This is a genomic window from Hydrogenophaga sp. IBVHS2 (assembly GCF_002127215.1).
In the GTDB taxonomy this organism is placed as follows: Bacteria; Pseudomonadota; Gammaproteobacteria; order Burkholderiales; family Burkholderiaceae_C; genus Hydrogenophaga.
The window spans coordinates 844,670-864,542 of the sequence record NZ_NFUT01000001.1 but is presented as its reverse complement, the minus strand read 5'-3'; the positions used below and the strand labels follow the sequence as shown (position 1 = coordinate 864,542).

Genomic DNA, 19,873 nt, shown 5'->3' with positions numbered 1-19,873 from the left:
TCACTCGACCGGGTCTGCCAGCAGGGGGTGTCCGGGGCTGGGCGGATTGTAGCGGAGGCCGCTTTCCGACAGGGCCCGCGCCATGTCCGGCGGCGGCGGTGACCAGAAGCTCAGCCAGCCGCCATGCACCGGATGCGCCAGACCCAGCGACGCCGCATGCAGCGCCTGCCGCTGCAGCCCGAAGGCCGGCCGGCCGCCGTACACCGCATCGCCGATCAGCACATGGCCCAGCGACGCCAGGTGCACCCGGATCTGATGGGTACGCCCGGTGTGCAGCCGGCAGGCCACCAGGCAGGCATCGTCCCGGGAGTCCAGCCGGACCACGGTGGTCCGGGCCGGTTTGCCGCCCGGCACCACCGCCATGCGCAGCCGGTGGTGCGGATCGCGACCGATGGGACGGTCCACATCCAGCGGGCTCGCCCCGCGCCAGCCGCCATGGGCCAGGGCCAGGTACTGCCGGCTCACCTCCCGGGCTGCAATGGCACGCACCAGGGCGTCCACCGCCAGCCGCGTCTTGCCCACCAGCATCAGGCCCGAGGTGTCCTTGTCCAGGCGATGCACGATGCCGGCCCGCGGCAGCTCGGCCGCGCCACGGTGGTAGGCCAGCAGTCCGTTGAGCAAGGTGCCGCTCCAGTGGCCGGCCGCCGGATGCACCACCAGGCCGGCCGGCTTGTGCAGGACCAGCAGGTGCTCGTCCTCGTGCACCACGTCCAGGCCCATCGGCTCGGGCAGGAAGGCGCTGGCCTGGGCGGTGGGACGCAGTTCGATCTCGATCGGGTCGCCGGCCTGCACACGGGCCGACGCCTTGGCCTGCGTCTGTCCGCGCCAGCGCACGGCGCCGTCCTGCAGCAACTGCTGCAGATGGCTGCGGGAGAACTCCGGCACCAGCGCGGCCAGTGCACGGTCGATGCGCTGGCCGTGCCACTCCGCCGGCACCGACAGCAGGCGCACCTCGGCGCCGACCAGGGCCGACTCCTCCAGCACCGGGTCGTCCGGACACCCCGTCGATATACTTTGCGTTTCCAACTGTCGTTCCGTCGTCGAGGTATGCCTGTGAATGTGAGCTTGAGATTATCGGCCGTGACCCTGGCGGTGGCCGCCGTGCTGGCACTGCAGGGCTGCGCCTCCACCGCGCCGGTCGACGAGACGGCCAACTGGAGCCCGAACAAGCTGTACCGCGAGGCCACCGACGAGCGTCAGGCCGGCAATTACGAGAAGGCCGCCAACCTGCTGGAGAAGCTGGAAGGCCGCGCTGCCGGCACACCGCTGGCCCAGCAGGCCCAGCTGGACAAGGCCTACACCCACTACAAGGCGTCCGAACCGGCCCAGGCCCTGGCGACGCTGGACCGCTTCCAGCGCCTGCACCCCACCAGCCCGGCCATGGACTACGCCCTCTACCTGCGGGGCCTGGTCAATTTCAACGACAACCTTGGCCTGTTCGGTGCCCTGGCCCGCCAGGACCTGTCCGAGCGCGACCAGAAAGCCGCCAAGGAGTCGTTCGAGGCCTTCCGCGAACTGGCCGAACGCTTTCCCGACTCCCGATACGCCCCGGATGCCCGCCAGCGCATGACCTACATCGTCAACTCGCTGGCCCAGTACGAGGTGCATGTGGCGCGCTACTACTTCAGTCGGGGCGCCCACGTGGCCGCCATTAACCGGGCGCAGCTGGCTCTGACCGAATTCAGCGACGCACCGGCCCTGGAAGAGGCGCTGTTCATCCTGATGCAGTCGTACGACGCCCTGGGCATGACGCAGCTGCGAGACGACACGCGCCGCATCATGCAGACCAACTACCCCAACAGCGATTTCCTGCGCCAGGGCTTCAGAACCCGGGAAAACCCATGGTGGAAGGTCTGGTGAGGGCCCGGTCCCTGACCAGCGCGTCCAGTTCGTCCCGCAATTCCTCCTCGGTCGCGAGCCAACGCATCGGCGGCATGGCCGACAGCAGCATCGGGCCGTAAGCGCGCCGCAGCACGCGCACATCGGCCAGCACCACCACCCCACGGTCGGTCTCGCTGCGGATCAGCCGACCGGCGCCCTGCCCCAGCGCCAGGGCCGCTTCGGCCAGGTGCACCGCCACGAACCCGTCCACGCCCTGTTCGCGCGCTCGCTGCACCCGGGCCTGCACCAGCGGGTCGTCGGGCGGCGGGAACGGCAGCTTGTCGATCACCACCAGCTGCAGCACATCACCGGGCAGATCCACGCCGTCCCAGAGACCGCCTGAAGCGATGAGCACCGTGGGGCGGTCACCCGCATGCCGGAAGGCGTCGAGTGCGTGGCGGCGTGCCGATGCGGTGGGCGCCAGCACGGTCAGCCCGTCGAGCCCGAGGCCGCCCTGAGTGCATGCCGTCCGCAGCTGCTCGGCCAGCTGGCGGGCCGCGCGGTTGGTGGTGGTCAGCACCAGGGTGCGCCCGCCCAGCCTTCCGACCCATTCCGCCAGCCGGCACCCGAGCGACTCGAGGTGGCCCGCTTCGCCCGGTTCCGGCAGGTCGGGGGGCACATGCAGGGCGGCCTGGCGCACATGGTCGAACGCCGTGGCCACCCGCTGCACCTGCACACCCGGAGCGGGCGATCCGTCGGGGGCGGCCAGGCCCAGGCTGCGCGTGAACCAGCTCAAGGAGTCGTCGTGTCCCAGCGTGGCCGAGGTGAAGACCCAGCCCACGGCGGGGCGCGATGCCAGCAGACCGGGGAACAGCCCAGCGCTGTCGGCCGGGGTCTGGTGCACCTCCCAGCGGCGGCCGCCATGCCGGCTGAGCCAGCGGACTTCGCCCGGCGGGGCGGGCTCGCCGACCAGACCACGCCAGTCGGCACGGGCGTCGGCCACCCGGGCCTGCAGCCGGGCCAGATCGGGGGCGGACTCGGCCGTGGCCTGCAGCCCTTCGTGCAGCCTGCCCAGCACCCGGTCCAGCGCCACGCAGGCCTGATGCCAGGCGGTCGCGTCCACGCCGGCCGGCACACCACCGTTCCAGGGAATGCGGGTGTCGGTGGCCGCCGTGCTGCCCGCCAGTTCGCCCACGGTCCGGCTGCAACGCTCCAGATCGAGCGCCCACGCCGACCAGGGGCGCACGCCGGCCGCATGCACCCGGGTCGAGGCGATCACGTCACGGGCCAGATCGCTCCAGCGGGCCGATGTGACACGGCGACCCAGGAAGCCGATGGCGGTGTCATTGAGCTGGTGCGCTTCGTCGAACACGATGGCTTCGGCCTGCGGCAGCAGGGCCGCCACACCCGAATCGCGCACATCCAGGTCGGCCATGAAGACATGGTGGTTGACCACGACCCAGTCGGCTGCCAGTGCCGCGCGCCGAGCGCGGTACACGGCGCAGCGATCCATCTCGGGGCATTCGCTGGTCAGGCAGTTGTCCCGGCTGGAGGTGATCAGCGGCCGCAGGGCGGGCCGACCTTCCACCACGGGCACCTCGGCCAGGTCGCCGGTGGCGCTGCGCTCGGCCCAGCTCAGCAGCTGTGCCAGCAGCACCGTGTCGGCCGGGTCACGTTCGGGTACGTGGATGGAGGTCTGGGTCCTGAGCCGGTGGAGGCACACATAGGCCGCCCGGCCCTTGAGCAAGGCCACCCGGACCGGCAGGCCCATGGCGCGGGTGACCGTGGGGATGTCGCGGTGGAAGAGCTGGTCCTGCAGCGCCTGGGTGGCGGTGGACAGGATGGCACGGCGGCCGCTGAGCAGCAGGGGAACCAGATAGGCCAGGGTCTTGCCGACACCGGTGCCGGCCTGGACCACTAGGGCACCGCCGGTGCCGAGCACCCGGGCCACGGCCTCGGCCATCACGACCTGCCCGGGTCGGTGCCGGAACCCGGGTCCCCAGCGCTGCTGCAAGGTATCGGCCGCCAGTGCCGCACGTGTGGCGTCGACGAGACCTGCGGCCGGTTCTTCCGGGGGGACGGACGCCGGGCGGCCACACTCGGGGGTACCATTCACGCCGTCACTCCGACAGCCATCCCGACCTCAAGGCGACGCAGTTTCATGACCCAAGGCTACCGCATCCAGGCATCCACCGGCCTTCACCGGGGCGACCGCGACTACCAGCAGGATCAGGTGGCGCTGCTCAGCCACAAGCGCATCCCTGGCTGCCTGCTGGCGGTCGTGGCCGACGGCATGGGTGGCCGCAGCGGTGGTCGCAAGGCGTCCGATCAGGTGATGCTCACCGCCCAGCAGCTGTTCGGCCGCTTCGACCCCGAGACCGACGACCCCGACGCCCTGCTGCGCAAGATCGTCGAGGAGGCGCACATCGTCATCAAGCTCACGGCCGTGGCCGCCGAGCAGGAGCCCCACAGCACCGTGGCGGCTTTCGTGCTCACGCCCGACGGTGGCGCCCATTGCGTGCATGCCGGCGACTCCCGCGTCTACCACTTCCGCCAGGGCAAGCTGCATTTCCGCACCCTGGACCATTCCTATGTGCAGTCGCTGGTGAACCAGGGCGAGCTGACCGAGCAGGAAGCCATGGACCACCCGCACTCCAACATCCTCATGGGGTGCCTGGGCACCGAGAACGACCCGCCGGTCGACCTGCACACCATCCGCCGGCTGCAGGCCGGCGACGTGCTGCTGGCCTGCAGCGACGGCATCTGGCACTACTTCAACCCGGAGGAGATCGCCAGCACCGTGTCGATGCTCACGCCGCGCGAGGCCTGCGAGTTCCTGATCCAGAAGGCCCGCACCCGGGCCAAGGGCGGCGGAGACAACCTGTCGATCGCGGTCGTCAAGCTCGATCCGCTCTGAGGCCCGGCCTCAGGTCAGACCGGTGTCGACCAGCCGGTGCTCCAGCGACAGGAACTCCTGCGACTGCATCTCGGTCAGCCGCGAGACGGTGCGCGGGAACTCGTGCGACATCGGGCCTTCGGTGTAGAGCTGCTCCGGCGGCACGGCGGCCGACATCACCAGCTTGACCCGACGGTCGTACAGCACATCGATCAGCCAGGTGAACCGCCGCGCCTCCGAGGCTTGCCGCACCGCCATCTGCGGCACGTTGGACAGCAGCACGGTGTGGAACTGGCTGGCGATTTCCAGGTAGTCGTTCTGTGAACGCGGCCCGCCGCACAGGGTGCGGAAGTCGAACCAGATCACGCCGCCGGCCCGGCGCACCGCCCGGATCTGGCGCGACTCGATGGTCATCACCGCCTCCTGGTCACCCGCCTCGGCCAGCTCGTTGAAGGTCCGTTCCATGGCCTCGTCGGCCTGCGGCCCCAGCGGGGTGTGGTAGAGCTCGATGTGGTTGAGCGTGCGCTGGCGGTAATCGGTGCCGTTGTCGACATTGATCACCTCCAGCCGGCCCTTGAGCAGTTCGATGGCGGGCAGGATGCGGTCGCGGTGCAGACCGTCCGGGTACAGGGCATCCGGGTGGAAGTTGGAGGTCGTGACGAAGCCCACGCCGGCCTTGAACAGGGCGTCCAGCAGGCGGTGCAGGATCATGGCGTCGGTCACGTCCGCCACATGGAACTCGTCGAAGCAGATCAGCTTGTACCGCTGTGCCATGCGCTGGCCCAGCACATCCAGCGGATTGACCGTGCCCTGCAGGTCGCGCAGCTCGCGGTGCACCTCGCGCATGAACTCGTGGAAGTGCAGGCGTGTCTTGCGACGGATCGGCACCGCCTGGAAGAAGCAGTCCATCAGGAAGCTCTTGCCCCTCCCCACCCCGCCGAACATGTAGACCCCCTTGGGCACGTCCGGCCGATTGAACAGCTTCTTGAGCGAGTTGGACCGCTTCTGTTTGTAGACCGCCCATTCGGACGCGCACCGCTCCAGCGCGTCGATGGCACGCTGCTGGGCGGGGTCGGTGGCGTAGCCGCGCTCTTTCAGCGCGGCCTCGTAGGCGCTGCGGACGCTCACAGGACGACGGCGGTCAGAAGTTGAGCGTGCGCTTGTCCACCGCCAGAGCGGCTTCCTTGGTGGCTTCCGACAACGACGGGTGGGCGTGGCAGATGCGGGCGATGTCTTCCGCGCTGGCCTTGAACTCCATGGCGACCACGGCCTCGGCGATCAGCTCGCTGGCCATGGGGCCGACGATGTGCACGCCCAGGATCTCGTCGGTGGCGGCATCGGCCAGGAACTTGACCATGCCGGTGGTGTCGCCCAGCGCACGTGCCCGGCCGTTGGCCAGGAACGGGAAGGTGCCGGCCTTGTAGGCCACGCCATCGGCCTTGAGCTGCTGCTCGGTGCGACCGACCCAGGCGATTTCCGGGCTGGTGTAGATCACCCACGGGATGGTGTTGAAGTTGACATGCCCGTGCTGACCGGCGATGCGCTCGGCCACGGCCACACCCTCTTCCTCGGCCTTGTGGGCCAGCATGGGGCCGCGCACCACGTCGCCCACGGCCCAGACGCCGGGCAGGTTGGTGCGGCAGTCGGCGTCCACCACGATGGCGCCGCGCTCATCCAGCTGCAGGCCCACCGCCTCGACGTTCAGGCCGTTGGTGTTGGGCACGCGGCCGATGGACACCACCAGCTTGTCGGCTTCCAGCGCCACGGCCTCGCCCTTGGCGTTGGTGTAGTTCACCGTCACGCCCTTCTTGCCGGTCTTGATCTCGCCGACCTTCACGCCCAGCTCGATCTTCAGGCCCTGCTTGTCGAAGGCCTTCTTGGCTTCCTTGGCGATCTGCTCGTCCACCGCGCCCAGGAAGGTCGGCAGACCTTCGAGGATGGTCACGTCGGAGCCCAGGCGGCGCCAGACCGAGCCCATCTCCAGGCCGATGACGCCCGAGCCGATCAGGGCCAGCTTCTTGGGCACGGCACCGATGCGCAGCGCGCCGTCGTTGGACAGCACCAGCTCCTCGTCGAACGGCACGCCCGGCAGGGCACGGGCGTTCGAGCCGGTGGCCACGATCACCTGCTTGCCCACCAGCGTCTCGTTCTGGGCGCCGGCGACCGCAATCTCGTAGCCGCCGTCCACCGCCTTCACGAACGAGCCGCGACCGTGGAAGAACGACACCTTGTTCTTCTTGAACAGGTAGAGGATGCCGTCGTTGTTCTGCTTCACCACCGTGTCCTTGCGGCCGATCATCTTGGCGATGTCGATCTTCACGTTGGTGGCGGTGATGCCGTGGTCGGCGAAGTGCTTGTTGGCGTGCTCGAAATGCTCGGACGACTGCAGCAGCGCCTTGGACGGGATGCAGCCCACGTTGGTGCAGGTGCCACCCGGGGCCGGGCCGCCGGCGGCGTTCTTCCACTCGTCGATGCAGGCCACCTTGAAGCCCAGCTGGGCCGCGCGGATGGCGGCAATGTAGCCGCCGGGGCCGCCGCCGATGACGATGACGTCGAATTGTTGGCTCATCGTCTGGTCCTCAGATGTCGAACAGCAGGCGGGCCGGGTCTTCCAGCGCTTCCTTCATGGCCACCAGGCCCAGCACGGCCTCGCGGCCGTCGATGATGCGGTGGTCGTAGGACATGGCCAGGTAGTTCATGGGCCGGATCACGATCTGGCCGTTCTCCACCACCGCGCGGTCCTTGGTGGCGTGCACGCCCAGGATGGCCGACTGCGGCGGGTTGATGATGGGCGTGGACAGCATGGAGCCGAAGGTGCCGCCGTTGCTGATGGAGAAGGTGCCGCCGGTGAGGTCGTCCAGGCCGACCTTGCCGTCCTTGGCCTTCTGGCCGAACTCGGCAATCTTCTTCTCGATGTCGGCAAAGCTGAGCTGGTCGGCGTTGCGGATGATGGGCACCACCAGGCCGCGCGGCGAGCCCACCGCGATGCCGATGTCGAAGTAGCCGTGGTAGACGATGTCGTTGCCGTCCACCGAAGCGTTGAGCACCGGGAACTTCTTGAGGGCGTGCACCGCGGCCTTGACGAAGAAGCTCATGAAGCCCAGCTTGACGCCGTGCTCCTTCTCGAACTTCTCCTGGAACTTCTTGCGCATCTCCATCACCGGGGCCATGTTGACCTCGTTGAAGGTGGTGAGGATGGCGTTGGTGGCCTGCGACTGCAGCAGACGCTCGGCCACGCGGGCGCGCAGGCGGGTCATGGGCACGCGCTCTTCGGGGCGGTCGCCGAGGTCGGGGGTGGCCACCGGCACCTGCGGCAGGACCTTCGAAGGTGCGCCGGTGGGGATGGCGGCCGCCGGTGCGGCCTTGGGGGCGACGGCGGGCGGGTTGGCGATGGCGCCCAGCACGTCGCCCTTGGTCACACGGCCGTCCTTGCCGGTGCCGGCCACCGAGCCGGCGGCCAGGCCGTTGTCGGCCATCAGCTTGGCGGCAGCGGGCATGGCCACACCGGCCTTGGCGCCACCCACGGCGGCGGCTGCGGCCACCGGGGCGGCAGCCGGCGCAGCGGCCGGAGCTGCGGCGGGGGCGGCCACGGGCACGGCACCCACGACGGCGGCGGTGTCGATACGGGCGATGGCCTGGTCGGCTGCCACGGTGGCGCCGTCGCCCTGCAGGATCTCCACCAGCACGCCGGCGGCCGGGGCCGGGGTTTCGAGAACGACCTTGTCGGTCTCGATCTCGATCAGGATCTCGTCGGCGGCCACTGCCTCACCGACCTTCTTTTTCCATTGCAGCAGGGTGGCTTCGGCCACGGATTCGGAGAGCTGCGGAACTTTGACTTCAACGATTGCCATGTTCTTTCCTGGGATGCGTGTGTTCGGGTTGTGCTGCACGTGAAGCCCCGCCGCAGCCGCTGGCTGCGCGCGGGGTCATGCGGGACCGACTTACTTGGTGAGGATGAAGCCCTTGAGCTTGGCGAAGGCCGCCTCGATCAGGTGCTTCTGCTGTTCCTGGTGCAGGTGGGCGTAACCCACGGCCGGCGAGGCCGAGGCCGCGCGGCCGGCATAGCCCAGCTTCTGACCCTCGAGCATGTTCTCGTGGATCTGGTGCTGGATGAAGAACCAGGCGCCCTGGTTCTGCGGCTCGTCCTGGCACCACACGATGTCGGTCGCGTTGGGGAAACGCTTGATCTCGGCGGCGAAGGCCTTGTGCGGGAACGGATAGAGCTGCTCGATGCGCACGATGGCCACATCGTCGGCGCCCTTCTCCTCGCGCTTCTTGACCAGGTCGTAATAGACCTTGCCCGAGCACACGATCACGCGCTTGACCTTGTCGGCCTTCTTCACCACGTCGGCGTTCTGCTCCGGCAGCACGGTCTGGAAACCGCCCTTGGTGAACTCGGACAGCGGGGAGGTGGCGTCCTTGTTGCGCAGCAGGGATTTCGGGGTGAACAGCACCAGCGGCTTGCGCAGCGGGCGGATCATCTGGCGGCGCAGCACATGGAAGATCTGGCTGGCCGTGGTGGGCTGCACGATCTGCATGTTGGTGTCGGCGGCCAGCTGCATGAAGCGCTCCAGGCGGGCCGAGCTGTGCTCGGGGCCCTGGCCTTCGTAGCCGTGCGGCAGCATGAGGGTCAGGCCGTTGAGGCGGCCCCACTTCACTTCGCCGGAGGCGATGAACTGGTCGATCACCACCTGGGCACCGTTGGCGAAGTCGCCGAACTGGGCCTCCCAGATCACCAGGGTGTTGGGGTCGGAGCCGGCATAGCCGTACTCGAAGCCCAGCACCGCTTCTTCGGACAGGATGGAGTCGATGACCACGAACGGGGCCTGGTTCTCGGCCACGTTCTGCAGCGGGATGTAGGTGCCCTCGTCCCACTTCTCGCGGTTCTGGTCGTGGATCACCGCATGCCGGTGGGTGAAGGTGCCCCGGCCGCAGTCCTCGCCGGAGAGGCGCACGGCGTAGCCGCTGGCCACCAGCGTGGCAAACGCCATGTGCTCGCCCATGCCCCAGTCCACGTTGATCTCGCCCCGGCCCATGGCGGCGCGGTCGGCATAGACCTTCTTGACCAGCTGGTGCGGCGTGACGTTCTCGGGAATGGTGGTGAGGCGGTCGGCGATGCGCTTCCACTCGGTCAGCGGGATGGCGGTGTCGGCCGCATCGGTCCACTTCTTGCCCAGGAAGGGCGCCCAGTCGACCGCGTACTTGCTCTTGAAGTTGGTCAGCACCGGATCGACCGTGTGACGGCCCTCGTCCAGGGCAGCACGGTAGGCCTTGACCATGTCGTCTCCCAGCGACTCGCCCAGACCCTGGGCGGCCAGCTTGTCGGCGTACAGCTTGCGCGTGCCGGGGTGGGACGCGATCTTCTTGTACATCAGCGGCTGGGTCAGGCTGGGGGTGTCCTGCTCGTTGTGGCCCAGCTTGCGGAAGCAGATGATGTCGACCACCACGTCCTTGCGGAACTCCAGGCGGTACTCCAGCGCCAGCTGGACCGCCAGCACCACGGCTTCCGGGTCGTCGCCGTTGACGTGCAGCACCGGCGATTCCACGCCCTTGACGATGTCGGTGCAGTACAGGGTGGAGCGCAGGTCGCGCGGGTCGGAGGTGGTGAAGCCGATCTGGTTGTTGATGATCAGGTGCACCGTGCCGCCGGTGGAGTAACCGCGGGTCTGGGCGAGTGCCAGGGTTTCCTGGTTGACGCCCTGGCCGGCAAAGGCGGCGTCGCCGTGCACCAGCACCGGCAGCACCTGCGAGCCACGCGCATCGCCACGGCGGTCCATGCGGGCGCGCACCGAGCCTTCGACGACCGGGTTCACGATCTCCAGGTGGGACGGGTTGAATGCCAGGCTCAGGTGGACCGGGCCGCCCGGGGTGGACACATCCGAGCTGAAGCCCTGGTGGTACTTGACGTCACCGGCCGGCAGGTCTTCCGGCGCGGTGTGGTCGAACTCGGCGAACAGGTCCTTGGGCATCTTGCCCAGGGTGTTGACCAGCACGTTCAGGCGGCCGCGGTGGGCCATGCCGATCACGATTTCCTGGATGCCCTTGGCACCGGCCTGCTGGATCAGCTCGTCCATGGCGGCGATGAAGCTCTCGCCACCTTCGAGGGAGAAGCGCTTCTGGCCGACGTACTTGGTGTGCAGGTAACGCTCCAGGCCTTCGGCGGCGGTCAGGCGCTCCAGGATGTGCTTCTTCTTGTCGGCCGTGAAGTTCGGCTTGCTGCGGATGCTCTCGAGCTTTTCCTGCCACCAGCGCTTCTGGGCCTGGTCGGTGATGTACATGTACTCGGCACCGATGGAGCCGCAGTAGGTCTCGCGCAGCGCATTGAGCAGCTCGCGCAGCGGCATGGTCTCCTTGCCGAAGAAGGTGTTGCTGGTGTTGAACACCGTCTCGAGGTCGGCATCGCTGAAACCGTAGAACGACGGCTCCAGCTCGGGGATGGCCGGGCGCTCGGTGCGCTTGAGGGGATCGAGGTCGGCCCAGCGCTGACCCACGTTGCGGTAGGCGGCGATCAGCTGCTGGGTGAAGACGCGCTTGCGGCCCAGGTCGGAATCGGCACCGGCGGCAATGACCACCTTGGTGCCGCCCTGCTTGGCGCGTTCGGCGAAGGCGTTGACGACGGGGAGGTGCGGAACATCGCGGGCGTCGGTGCCGTCGACGGCGGGAACGTGCTGCAGGGCGTCGAAGTAACTGCGCCAGTTGTCGGGCACGCTGCCCGGGTTCTGCAGGTAGTTCTCGTACATCTCCTCCACATACGGGGCGTTGCCGCCGAACAGGTAGGAGTTGCTCTTGTAGGCAACATAGACGTTGCCCGCGCTCGATGGCGTATCGCTCATGAATCCGCTGACCTCCGTTCCCCTGCAGGGAACATTAGCTGGTTGAAAAAACCTTCCGCGACACGGCTGGACCGATTGGCGGATGCGACAGTGACTGTGGAAGGACTGGCTGCAGGCCGAATTGTGCCAGTTTGATCGGCAGCCCGCGAAAGAAATTGAAAACGACGGCCCTCAGGCGCCGCCTCTGGGGGTCAGGCGCTGGGTGACCGGCACCGATCCGGGCTCGTCCATCTCGATGGCGATCTGGGTGCACACCGTGCGGCACAGGGTGACGGCCTGCTCGCTCTGCACCCGGTAGATGACCTGCGTGCCTTCCTTGCGGCGGGCCAGGATGCCCGAGCGGTACAGCAGATTGAGGTGCTGCGACAGGTTGGGCTGGGTGGTGTCGATCTCCTGCAGCAGCTGGGAGACCGACTTTTCCTGGTCGCACAGGGCGCTGAGGATGCGCAGGCGCATGGGGGTGGCCAGGACGCCGAACAGTTCGGCGGCCAGCTCGAAGACCCGGATCTTCTCGACCTGGGCAGTTGTTCCGATCATGTCGTCCATGGCAGGCCCCGTTTCAGCAGCTGGCTATATAAGCAAACCATCATAGCCAGATGCAGGCCCGAGCGAGGCCGGTCAGGCAAACAGATCGCGGATCTGCTGCAGCGCCGATGGGTCGTCCATGGTGGTCAGGTCGCCAGGGTCGCGGCCCTCGCACACCGCCTGGATGGCGCGGCGCAGCAGCTTGCCGCTGCGCGTCTTGGGCAGCACCGACACGAAACGCACCCGCGAAGGTCGGGCGACCGCACCGAGCTGGCTGTCGACCAGCTTCATGATCTCGCCCTCCAGCTTCAGCTGGGCCTGGGCATCGCCCAGGGTGGTGCTGTCCTTGGCCACCACGAAGGCCATGGCCACCTGTCCCTTGAGGTTGTCGGCCACGCCCACCACCGCCACCTCGGCCACATTGGGGTGGCTGGAGATGCTTTCCTCGATCTCGCGGGTGCCCAGGCGGTGGCCGGCCACGTTGATCACGTCGTCGGTGCGGCCCAGGATGTAGAAGTAGCCGTCCTTGTCGCGGATGCCCCAGTCGAAGGTGCTGTAGACCAGCTTGCCCGGAATGCTCTTCCAGTAGGTGTTGACGAACCGGGCATCGTCCTTCCAGACGGTCTGCATGAAGCCCGGCGGCGTCGGGCCTTCGATCACCACCACACCCTTCTCGTCGGCGCCGGTGAGCTCCTCGCCGGTGCTCTCGTGCAGCAGCTTGACGCTGTAGCCGTACATGGGAATGCCCGGGCTGCCGAACTTGCTGTCCTTGCGCTCCACACCATTGGCAATGGTGAGGATGGGCCAGCCGCTCTCGGTCTGCCAGTAGTTGTCGATGATGGGGACGCCCAGGCCGTCGGCAATCCAGCGGGCGGTCGGTTCGTCCAGCGGCTCGCCGGCCAGGAACAGCGCCTTGAGGCTGGAGAGGTCGTGCTTCTTGAGGTAGGCCGGGTCCTGCTTCTTGAGCACGCGCACCGCGGTGGGCGCACTGAACATGACGCTGACCTTGTACTTCTCGATCAGGCTCCACCAGATGCCGCCGTCGGGCCGGATGGGCAGGCCCTCGTACATGATGGTCGCCATGCCCGCGATCAGCGGGCCATAGACGATGTAGCTGTGACCCACCACCCAGCCGATGTCGCTGGTGGAGAAATAGGTCTCGCCCGGCTGGCCCATGAAGATGTGCTTCATGCTGGCCGCCAGCGCCACCGCGTAGCCGCCCACGTCGCGCTGCACGCCCTTGGGCCGGCCGGTGGTGCCGCTGGTGTAGATGGTGTAGCTGATCTCGGTGGACTCCAGCCACTCGCACGGCACCTGAGCGTCCAGGTGCTGCTCGCGCAGGCTGGCGTAGTCGTGGTCGCGGCCGGCCTCCATGGCCATGGGCGCCAGCCCCCGGTTGACCAGCACCACCGACGACGGCTTGTGGCTGGACAGCCGGATCGCTTCGTCCAGCAGCGGCTTGTACTCCACCACCTTGCCGCCGCGCGAGCCGGCATCGGCACTGACGATGGCCACCGGCGAGGCGTCCTCGATGCGGGAGGCCAGCGAATGGCTGGCAAAGCCGCCGAACACCACCGAATGGATGGCGCCGATGCGGGCGCAGGCCAGCATCGCAAACGCCGCCTCGGGAATCATGGGCATGTAGATCAGCACCCGGTCGCCCTTGCCGACACCCTGGGCCTTGAGCACGGCGGCCATGCGCTGCACTTCCACGTGCAGCTCACGGAAGGAGTACACGCGCTCCTGTTCGGTTTCGGTGGAGACGAAGATCAGCGCGTTCTGGTCGGCGCGGTCCTTGAGATGCCGGTCCACCGCGTTGTGGCACAGGTTGGTCAGACCGCCCTCGAACCAGCGGGCAAACGGCGGGTTGTCGTGGTTGCAGACGCGGTCGAAAGGTCGGTGCCAGTCGATCAGGGCGGCCTGCTCGGTCCAGAAAGCATCGCGGTCTTCGAGCGAGCGGCGGTGGAAGTCGGCGTAACTCGCGGACTTGGCGGACGAACCCATGTGTTGTCTCCTCGGTGGTCGGGGCTGGATCGGCGAACGTTCTGAATTCTTAATTATGAGCAGGTTACTTGCACCCGCCTGACGGTGAGAACCCTGAGGGGCCCCCACCCGACCCGGCTCACTTGATCAGGCTGTGCACATCCTTGAACCGCGGGTCGTCGGCGGTGCGGAGCCATTCGAAGGCGACCATCTCGGTGGTGACCAGCTCGGCGCCGGCGCCGGCCAGCCGGTCGAAGGCCGCGTCGCGGTTGCGCTCGGTGCGCGAGGTGCAGGCATCCGTCACCACCCACACGTCGAACTCCTGCTCGATCAGTTCCAGCGCGGTCTGCAGCAGGCACACGTGCGCCTCGCAGCCGGCGACCACGATGCTGCCGCGCTCCGGCTGGCTGGGGGCGGCGGGCTTCTGCAGGTGCTTGGGCAGGCTGCGGGCATTGCCGCCTGCCGGGCGTGCCGGCGGCCGGAGCCAGTCGCCCAGGCCGTCGGCCACGGCGCTGAAATGCATCTTGGCCAGCGTCTTGCGGCAGACCTCGCGAAGGGCGGGCGGGTTGGGCCCCAGCTTGGCGGGGTTCTGCTCGGTGCCCCACACCGGCACCTCCAGCAGACGGGCCATGCGGGCGAGCCGGTGGGCGTTGTCCAGCACCAGGGCACTCTCGAACAGGGCCGGCATCAGCCGCTCCTGGTAATCGACCAGGACGAGTTGGGATTCTTCGACGTCAAGCAGCATGGGCACTCGGAAATGAGGACAAAGACGCGATTCTCGCAGCGCCCTGCCCGGCTTCAGCCGGCGAACAGATCGGGCTGCGCTGCCGGCCCGGCGGCCTGGGGCATCACCCGCTCGATCAGCCGGTCCACGTACTGCTGGAACAGATAGGGCGCCGACTGCCCGAACAGGCGGATGCGGCCGGTGTGCTGCAACAGCAGCAGACCCACGCCGTGGGCGAACAGGGCGGCGTTTTCCTGCAGCGCCAGGTCGGACGGCAGCCCCAGGTCTTCGAGCGCCTGTTCGCAGGGCCGCAAGGCGTCCATCAGGCGCTGGTTGAGCGCCCGGTCCAGTTCGGCGTTCAGACCGCGCGGGGCCAGCCCCTGCACCAGGTAGAAGCCCAGGTCCAGATCGCGCGGATTGCGGGCGTAAAAGCCGAACCAGGCGCTGGCCCGCTCGGCCAGCAGCCGGTGCGGCTGCCCCTTGGGGGCCCGGGCGGCCGCCACCTCGGCATGCAGCCGGTCCAGCGACTCCGACAGCAGCGCCGCATAGATGGCCTCCTTGCTGTCGAAGTAGCTGTAAAGGGCACCGGGCGTGTAGCCGGCACGCCGCGCGATTTCGCGGATGCCGGCCCCTTCCAGCCCCTTCTCGGCAAACACGCTGCGGGCGGCATCCAGCACCAGGGCGCGCCGGGTGTCCGACATGGCGAGCTGCCGCTGCTGCCGCAATTCCAGCTGGCGCTGGGCGGCCTCCCGCTCGGCCTCGGTCAGGACAGGGCGAAGTTCGTCGAGCTGCACATTCATGCTTTCAGTGTACCGACGACCCGCCTACTGTTGAAATAAATCATCATTGATCAATTAATTGAACAATGTTCAAATGATCGATCAATGTCGTTTGTGATGAACACCGACTTTTTCAATCCACAAGGCCCGAATCCATGAACAGCGTTGCCGACACTTCACCCCTGATGACCGGGGCCGATTACCGCGAGTCGCTGCGCCGGCTGAAACCCACGGTGTTTGTGGACGGTCGGCGAATCGACAGCGTGGCCGACGAGCCGGCCCTGCAGCCAGGCATCAACGCGGTGGCGCTGACCTACGACCTGGCCCACCGACCCGAGCTCGCCACGCTCATGACCCCGGTGGAGCAGAGCAGCGGGCGCGTCGTCAACCGCATGACCCATCTGAGCACCAGCTCCGGCGACCTGCTCAACAAGCTCGAGGCCGTGCGGCTGATCTGCCAGGAAACCGGCTGTGCCCAGCGCTACCTGACCCACGACGCGCTCAATGCCATCGCCCAGCTGGCCGCGCGGCTGGACGATGCCGGCGGCAGCCGGACCCACCGTGACCGGTTCTTCGCCTACCTGCACCGGGTGCAGACCCAGGACCTGACCCTGGGTGTGGCCATGACCGACGCCAAGGGCGACCGCAGCCGCCGCCCGCACCAGCAGGCCAACCCCGACACCTATGTGCATGTGGTGGAGCGCAACGCCCGGGGCATCGTCATCAGCGGCACCAAGGCCATCGTCACCGGTGCGCCCTACATGCACGAGCTGCTGGTCATGCCCTGCCGCAACATGGGGGCCGAAGACGCCGACTTTGCGGTCTGCTGCGCCGTGCCGGTGGACGCACCCGGACTGACCATCGTGGCCCGGCCGGCCGGCCGGCCCGGCGAGAAGCTGGAACACGGCGACGCCCTCTTCTCCCGGAAATACGGTCAAAGCACCGGCGTGTGCATCTTTGACCGGGTGTTCGTGCCCTGGGAGCAGGTGTTCCTGGCCGGCGAATGGGAGCACAGTGGCCACCTGACCTACAGCTACGCCACCCACCACCGCCAGACCTGCATCGCGGCCCGGGCCGGTTTCGGCGACCTGCTGATCGGCGCGGGTGCGCTGATGTGCGAGGCCAACGGTTTCGATCCCGGCGCCGAGAGCCATCTGCGCGAGCAGATGGTGGAGCTCATCACCATCACGGAAGGCTTCTACGCCTGCGGCGTGGCCGCCAGCGTCTACGGCCGGCAGGACGCCCACAGCCCGGTGTTCATGCCCGACCCGGTGTTCGCCAACATCGGCAAGCTGCTGCTGGCCACCAGGATCTACGACATGCACCGGATTGCCCACACCGTCAGCGGCGGGCTCATCGTCACCCTGCCCGGCCCCGACGAGGACCACAACCCGGAAACCGCCGCCCGCCTCTCGGACGTGCTGCGGGCCAGCCCGGACATCCCCTACGAGCAACGCATCCAGACCGCCCGCTTCATCGAGGACCTGACCGCCGGCTACCAGGGCGGCTGGTACAGCGTGATCAGCCTGCACGGCGGCGGATCGCCCGCGGCCATGAAGCAGGAGATCTGGCGCCATTACCCGCTGGGCAACAAGGTCGAACTGGTGGAGCGCCTGCTGGAGCGTGGCCTCGGCGCCGACGGCTCGCCGGCCGCTGCGCCCCACGACCCGGCAAGGCCGATCACCCGCAACCGCCAGCCCGGGCGCTGCTGCGACACCGGCTGCACCACGCCGGGCCAGCCGGTGATGGTGGACATGCCCCAGCCGCTCCACAAAAAACAGAACTGAATCAAGCGGTTACAGCGTTCTTCTCGCTTGACGCTCGCGCTGGCTGCCGTTACCCTCGCGACCCATGTCCATCCGCCTGTCCACCCTGGTCCTTGCCGTCTCGGCGCTGTGCGCTGCCGTGCCGGCGTCGGCCCAGACCAGCGGCCAGAACGCCGGCTACCAGGACATGGACGCCCTGCTGGCCGAAAAAGGACTGATCGACCGCCTGGGGGCGCAGGTGCAGCAGGCCCGGGCTTCCATGAGCGAGCAGGCCTCCAGCCTGGTCATCAACGCCATGGCCTTCCTGGGCGTTCCCTACAAATGGGGCGGCGACAGCCACGACACCGGCTTCGACTGCAGCGGCTTCGTGCGGGCGGTGTTCGAACAATCGGTCGGCAAGATCCTGCCCCGCCGCTCCGACGAGCAGGCGGCCGCCACCCAGGTGATCGACCGCAGCGAACTCAAGCCCGGCGATCTCGTGTTCTTCAACACCATGCGCCGTGCCTTCAGCCACGTCGGCATCTATGTGGGCGACGGCAAGTTCATCCACTCCCCCCGCGCCGGTGCCCAGGTGCGGGTCGAGGACATGCGCATCGCCTACTGGAACACCCGCTTCAACGGCGCGCGGCGGGTGCTGCCGCAGCAGCAGGAGCCCTGAAGCCATCGGCGCCTTCATGAAAAACCCGGCCAAGGCCGGGTTTTTTCATGGCCGTGGCCCGCTGCGTCAGCGGCGCGCCGGCGGCACGTCGGTGCACGAACCGTGCGCCACCTCGGCCGCCATGCCGATGGACTCGCCCAGCGTGGGGTGCGGGTGGATGGTCTTGCCGATGTCCACCGCGTCGGCCCCCATCTCGATGGCCAGCGCGATCTCGCCGATCATGTCGCCCGCGTGGGTGCCGACCATGCCGCCGCCCAGGATCCTGCCGTGGCCATGGGCCTCGGGGGAATCGTCGAACAGCAGCTTGGTGAAGCCTTCGTCGCGGCCATTGGCAATCGCCCGGCCGGACGCCGCCCACGGGAACAGGCCCTTCTTCACCTTGATGCCCTGGGCCTTGGCCTGGTCCTCGGTGAGTCCGACCCAGGCCACCTCGGGATCGGTGTAGGCCACGCTGGGAATCACCCGGGCATTGAAGGCCGCGGCCGCCAGCTCCTTGTTGCCCTGGAGTTCACCGGCTGCCACCTCGGCCGCCACGTGCGCCTCGTGCACCGCCTTGTGGGCCAGCATGGGCTGACCGACGATGTCGCCGATGGCGAAGATGTGCGGCACGTTGGTGCGCATCTGGATATCGACGCTGATGAAGCCCCGGTCGGTCACCGCCACGCCGGCCTTGTCGGCGGCGATCTTCCGGCCGTTGGGGGTACGGCCCACGGCCTGCAGGACCAGGTCGTAGACGCCTTCGCTCCGGGAGCCGTCCAGGCCCTCGAACTGCACCTTGATGCCCTCGGGCGTGGCCTGGGCACCCACGGTCCTGGTCTTGAGCATCACGTTGTCGAAACGGTGCTTGTTCATCTTTTCCCAGACCTTGACCAGATCGCGGTCGGCGCCCTGCATCAGGCCGTCCATCATCTCCACCACGTCCAGGCGGGCACCCAGCGTGCTGTAGACGGTACCCATCTCCAGGCCGATGATGCCGCCACCAACGATCAGCATCTTCCTGGGCACGTCCTTGAGTTCGAGCGCACCGGTGGAATCGACCACGCGCGGATCGTCCGGCATGAAGGGCAGGCGCACCGCCTGCGAGCCGGCCGCGATGATGCATTTCCTGAAGGCCACCACCTTCTTCGAGCCGGTCTTCGCCTGACCGCTGCCGGTGGTTTCCTCAACCTCGAGGTGGTGGGGGCCGACGAAGGCGCCATAGCCGCGCACCGTGGTCACCTTGCGCATCTTGGCCATGGCCGCCAGACCGCCGGTGAGCTTGCCGATCACCTTTTCCTTGTGGCCCCGCAGCTTGTCGATGTTGAGCACCGGTCGGCCAAACTCCACGCCCAAGTCGGCCATGTGGCTCACCTCGTCCATGACGGCGGCCACGTGCAGCAGGGCCTTGGACGGGATGCAGCCCACGTTCAGGCACACGCCGCCCAGGGTGGCGTAACGCTCGACGAGGACCACCTTCAGACCCAGATCGGCGGCCCGGAACGCGGCGGAGTAACCGCCGGGACCACCACCAAGGACCAGCAGGTCGCAGTCCAGGTCGGCGCTGCCGGCAAACGAGGCTGCGGCTGGCGCCGGAGCCACCACCGCCGCTGCCGGCGCCGGAGCAGGCGCTGCCGCAGGCGACGCAGCGGATGCGGGGGCATCCGCCGCACCGGCCACCTCCAGCGTCAGCACCACCGAGCCCTTGGCCACCTTGTCGCCCAGCTTGACCTTGAGCTCCTGGACCACGCCGGCGTGCGAGGACGGGATCTCCATCGACGCCTTGTCGGACTCCACCGTGATCAGGCTCTGCTCGGCCTTGATGGTGTCGCCCGGTTTGACCAGCAGCTCGATGACCGCCACCTCGTCGAAGTCGCCGATGTCGGGAACCTGAATGTTCATGATCGCCATG

General features: G+C 68.0%; 15 protein-coding genes. 4 read left to right on the top strand and 11 right to left on the bottom strand.

Annotated features, from left to right (window positions below):
- Nucleotides 1-1,026 (bottom strand): RluA family pseudouridine synthase, encoded by a 1,026-nt coding sequence (locus tag CAP38_RS04220; RefSeq protein WP_373271402.1) that lies wholly within the window; start codon nucleotides 1,024-1,026, stop codon nucleotides 1-3.
- Between the two features lie 21 nt (nucleotides 1,027-1,047).
- On the opposite strand from CAP38_RS04220, the gene CAP38_RS04215 reads away from it, so the two are divergent.
- A complete protein-coding gene (locus CAP38_RS04215) occupies nucleotides 1,048-1,860 on the top strand; it encodes an outer membrane protein assembly factor BamD (protein ID WP_086119585.1) in 813 nt (270 codons plus the stop codon).
- Here the strand turns inward: CAP38_RS04215 and CAP38_RS04210 are convergent.
- Nucleotides 1,823-3,784 (bottom strand): ATP-dependent DNA helicase, encoded by a 1,962-nt coding sequence (locus tag CAP38_RS04210; RefSeq protein ID WP_086119584.1) that lies wholly within the window; start codon nucleotides 3,782-3,784, stop codon nucleotides 1,823-1,825. The genes CAP38_RS04215 and CAP38_RS04210 overlap by 38 nt on opposite strands.
- Nucleotides 3,785-3,982: 198 nt before the next feature.
- Here CAP38_RS04210 and CAP38_RS04205 point away from each other — a divergent pair, with 198 nt between their 5' ends.
- A complete protein-coding gene (locus CAP38_RS04205) occupies nucleotides 3,983-4,738 on the top strand; it encodes a PP2C family serine/threonine-protein phosphatase (protein WP_086119583.1) in 756 nt (251 codons plus the stop codon).
- A 9-nt stretch (nucleotides 4,739-4,747) separates the two neighbouring features.
- On the opposite strand, the gene zapE is transcribed toward CAP38_RS04205, so the two are convergent.
- The 8 genes from zapE to CAP38_RS04165 form a co-directional block, all read right to left on the bottom strand.
- Nucleotides 4,748-5,845, bottom strand: a complete 1,098-nt coding sequence (gene zapE / locus CAP38_RS04200) for a cell division protein ZapE (protein ID WP_086119582.1) — start codon at nucleotides 5,843-5,845, stop codon at nucleotides 4,748-4,750.
- A gap of 13 nt (nucleotides 5,846-5,858) precedes the next feature.
- The gene (gene lpdA, locus CAP38_RS04195; RefSeq protein WP_086119581.1) at nucleotides 5,859-7,286 is read right to left on the bottom strand and encodes a dihydrolipoyl dehydrogenase; all 1,428 of its coding nucleotides are present in this window, start codon (nucleotides 7,284-7,286) and stop codon (nucleotides 5,859-5,861) included.
- 10 nt (nucleotides 7,287-7,296) lie between these two features.
- Complete coding sequence (odhB, locus tag CAP38_RS04190; RefSeq protein ID WP_086119580.1) at nucleotides 7,297-8,568, bottom strand: 2-oxoglutarate dehydrogenase complex dihydrolipoyllysine-residue succinyltransferase; 1,272 nt, start codon at nucleotides 8,566-8,568, stop codon at nucleotides 7,297-7,299.
- A 90-nt stretch (nucleotides 8,569-8,658) separates the two neighbouring features.
- The gene (locus tag CAP38_RS04185; protein WP_086119579.1) at nucleotides 8,659-11,550 is read right to left on the bottom strand and encodes a 2-oxoglutarate dehydrogenase E1 component; all 2,892 of its coding nucleotides are present in this window, start codon (nucleotides 11,548-11,550) and stop codon (nucleotides 8,659-8,661) included.
- A gap of 171 nt (nucleotides 11,551-11,721) precedes the next feature.
- The gene (locus CAP38_RS04180) at nucleotides 11,722-12,096 is read right to left on the bottom strand and encodes a helix-turn-helix transcriptional regulator (protein WP_086119578.1); all 375 of its coding nucleotides are present in this window, start codon (nucleotides 12,094-12,096) and stop codon (nucleotides 11,722-11,724) included.
- A 72-nt stretch (nucleotides 12,097-12,168) separates the two neighbouring features.
- Nucleotides 12,169-14,079, bottom strand: a complete 1,911-nt coding sequence (locus CAP38_RS04175) for a propionate--CoA ligase (protein WP_086119577.1) — start codon at nucleotides 14,077-14,079, stop codon at nucleotides 12,169-12,171.
- A gap of 118 nt (nucleotides 14,080-14,197) precedes the next feature.
- On the bottom strand, nucleotides 14,198-14,803 hold the full coding sequence (locus tag CAP38_RS04170; protein WP_086119576.1) for an isochorismatase family protein: 606 nt from the start codon (nucleotides 14,801-14,803) through the stop codon (nucleotides 14,198-14,200).
- A 53-nt stretch (nucleotides 14,804-14,856) separates the two neighbouring features.
- Nucleotides 14,857-15,582 (bottom strand): TetR/AcrR family transcriptional regulator, encoded by a 726-nt coding sequence (locus tag CAP38_RS04165; RefSeq protein WP_086119575.1) that lies wholly within the window; start codon nucleotides 15,580-15,582, stop codon nucleotides 14,857-14,859.
- Between the two features lie 134 nt (nucleotides 15,583-15,716).
- Here CAP38_RS04165 and CAP38_RS04160 point away from each other — a divergent pair, with 134 nt between their 5' ends.
- Nucleotides 15,717-17,348 carry a 4-hydroxyphenylacetate 3-hydroxylase family protein gene (locus CAP38_RS04160; protein WP_086119574.1) on the top strand — a complete coding sequence of 544 codons (1,632 nt, stop codon included), beginning with the start codon at nucleotides 15,717-15,719 and terminating at the stop codon, nucleotides 17,346-17,348.
- Nucleotides 17,349-17,412: 64 nt separating this feature from the next.
- Nucleotides 17,413-17,985, top strand: coding sequence for a C40 family peptidase (locus tag CAP38_RS04155; RefSeq protein ID WP_179188443.1), 573 nt, complete (start codon nucleotides 17,413-17,415; stop codon nucleotides 17,983-17,985).
- 66 nt (nucleotides 17,986-18,051) lie between these two features.
- Here CAP38_RS04155 and lpdA (CAP38_RS04150) read toward each other — a convergent pair whose 3' ends face one another.
- A complete protein-coding gene (gene lpdA / locus CAP38_RS04150) occupies nucleotides 18,052-19,872 on the bottom strand; it encodes a dihydrolipoyl dehydrogenase (protein ID WP_086119573.1) in 1,821 nt (606 codons plus the stop codon).
- Nucleotide 19,873 lies beyond the last annotated feature (1 nt).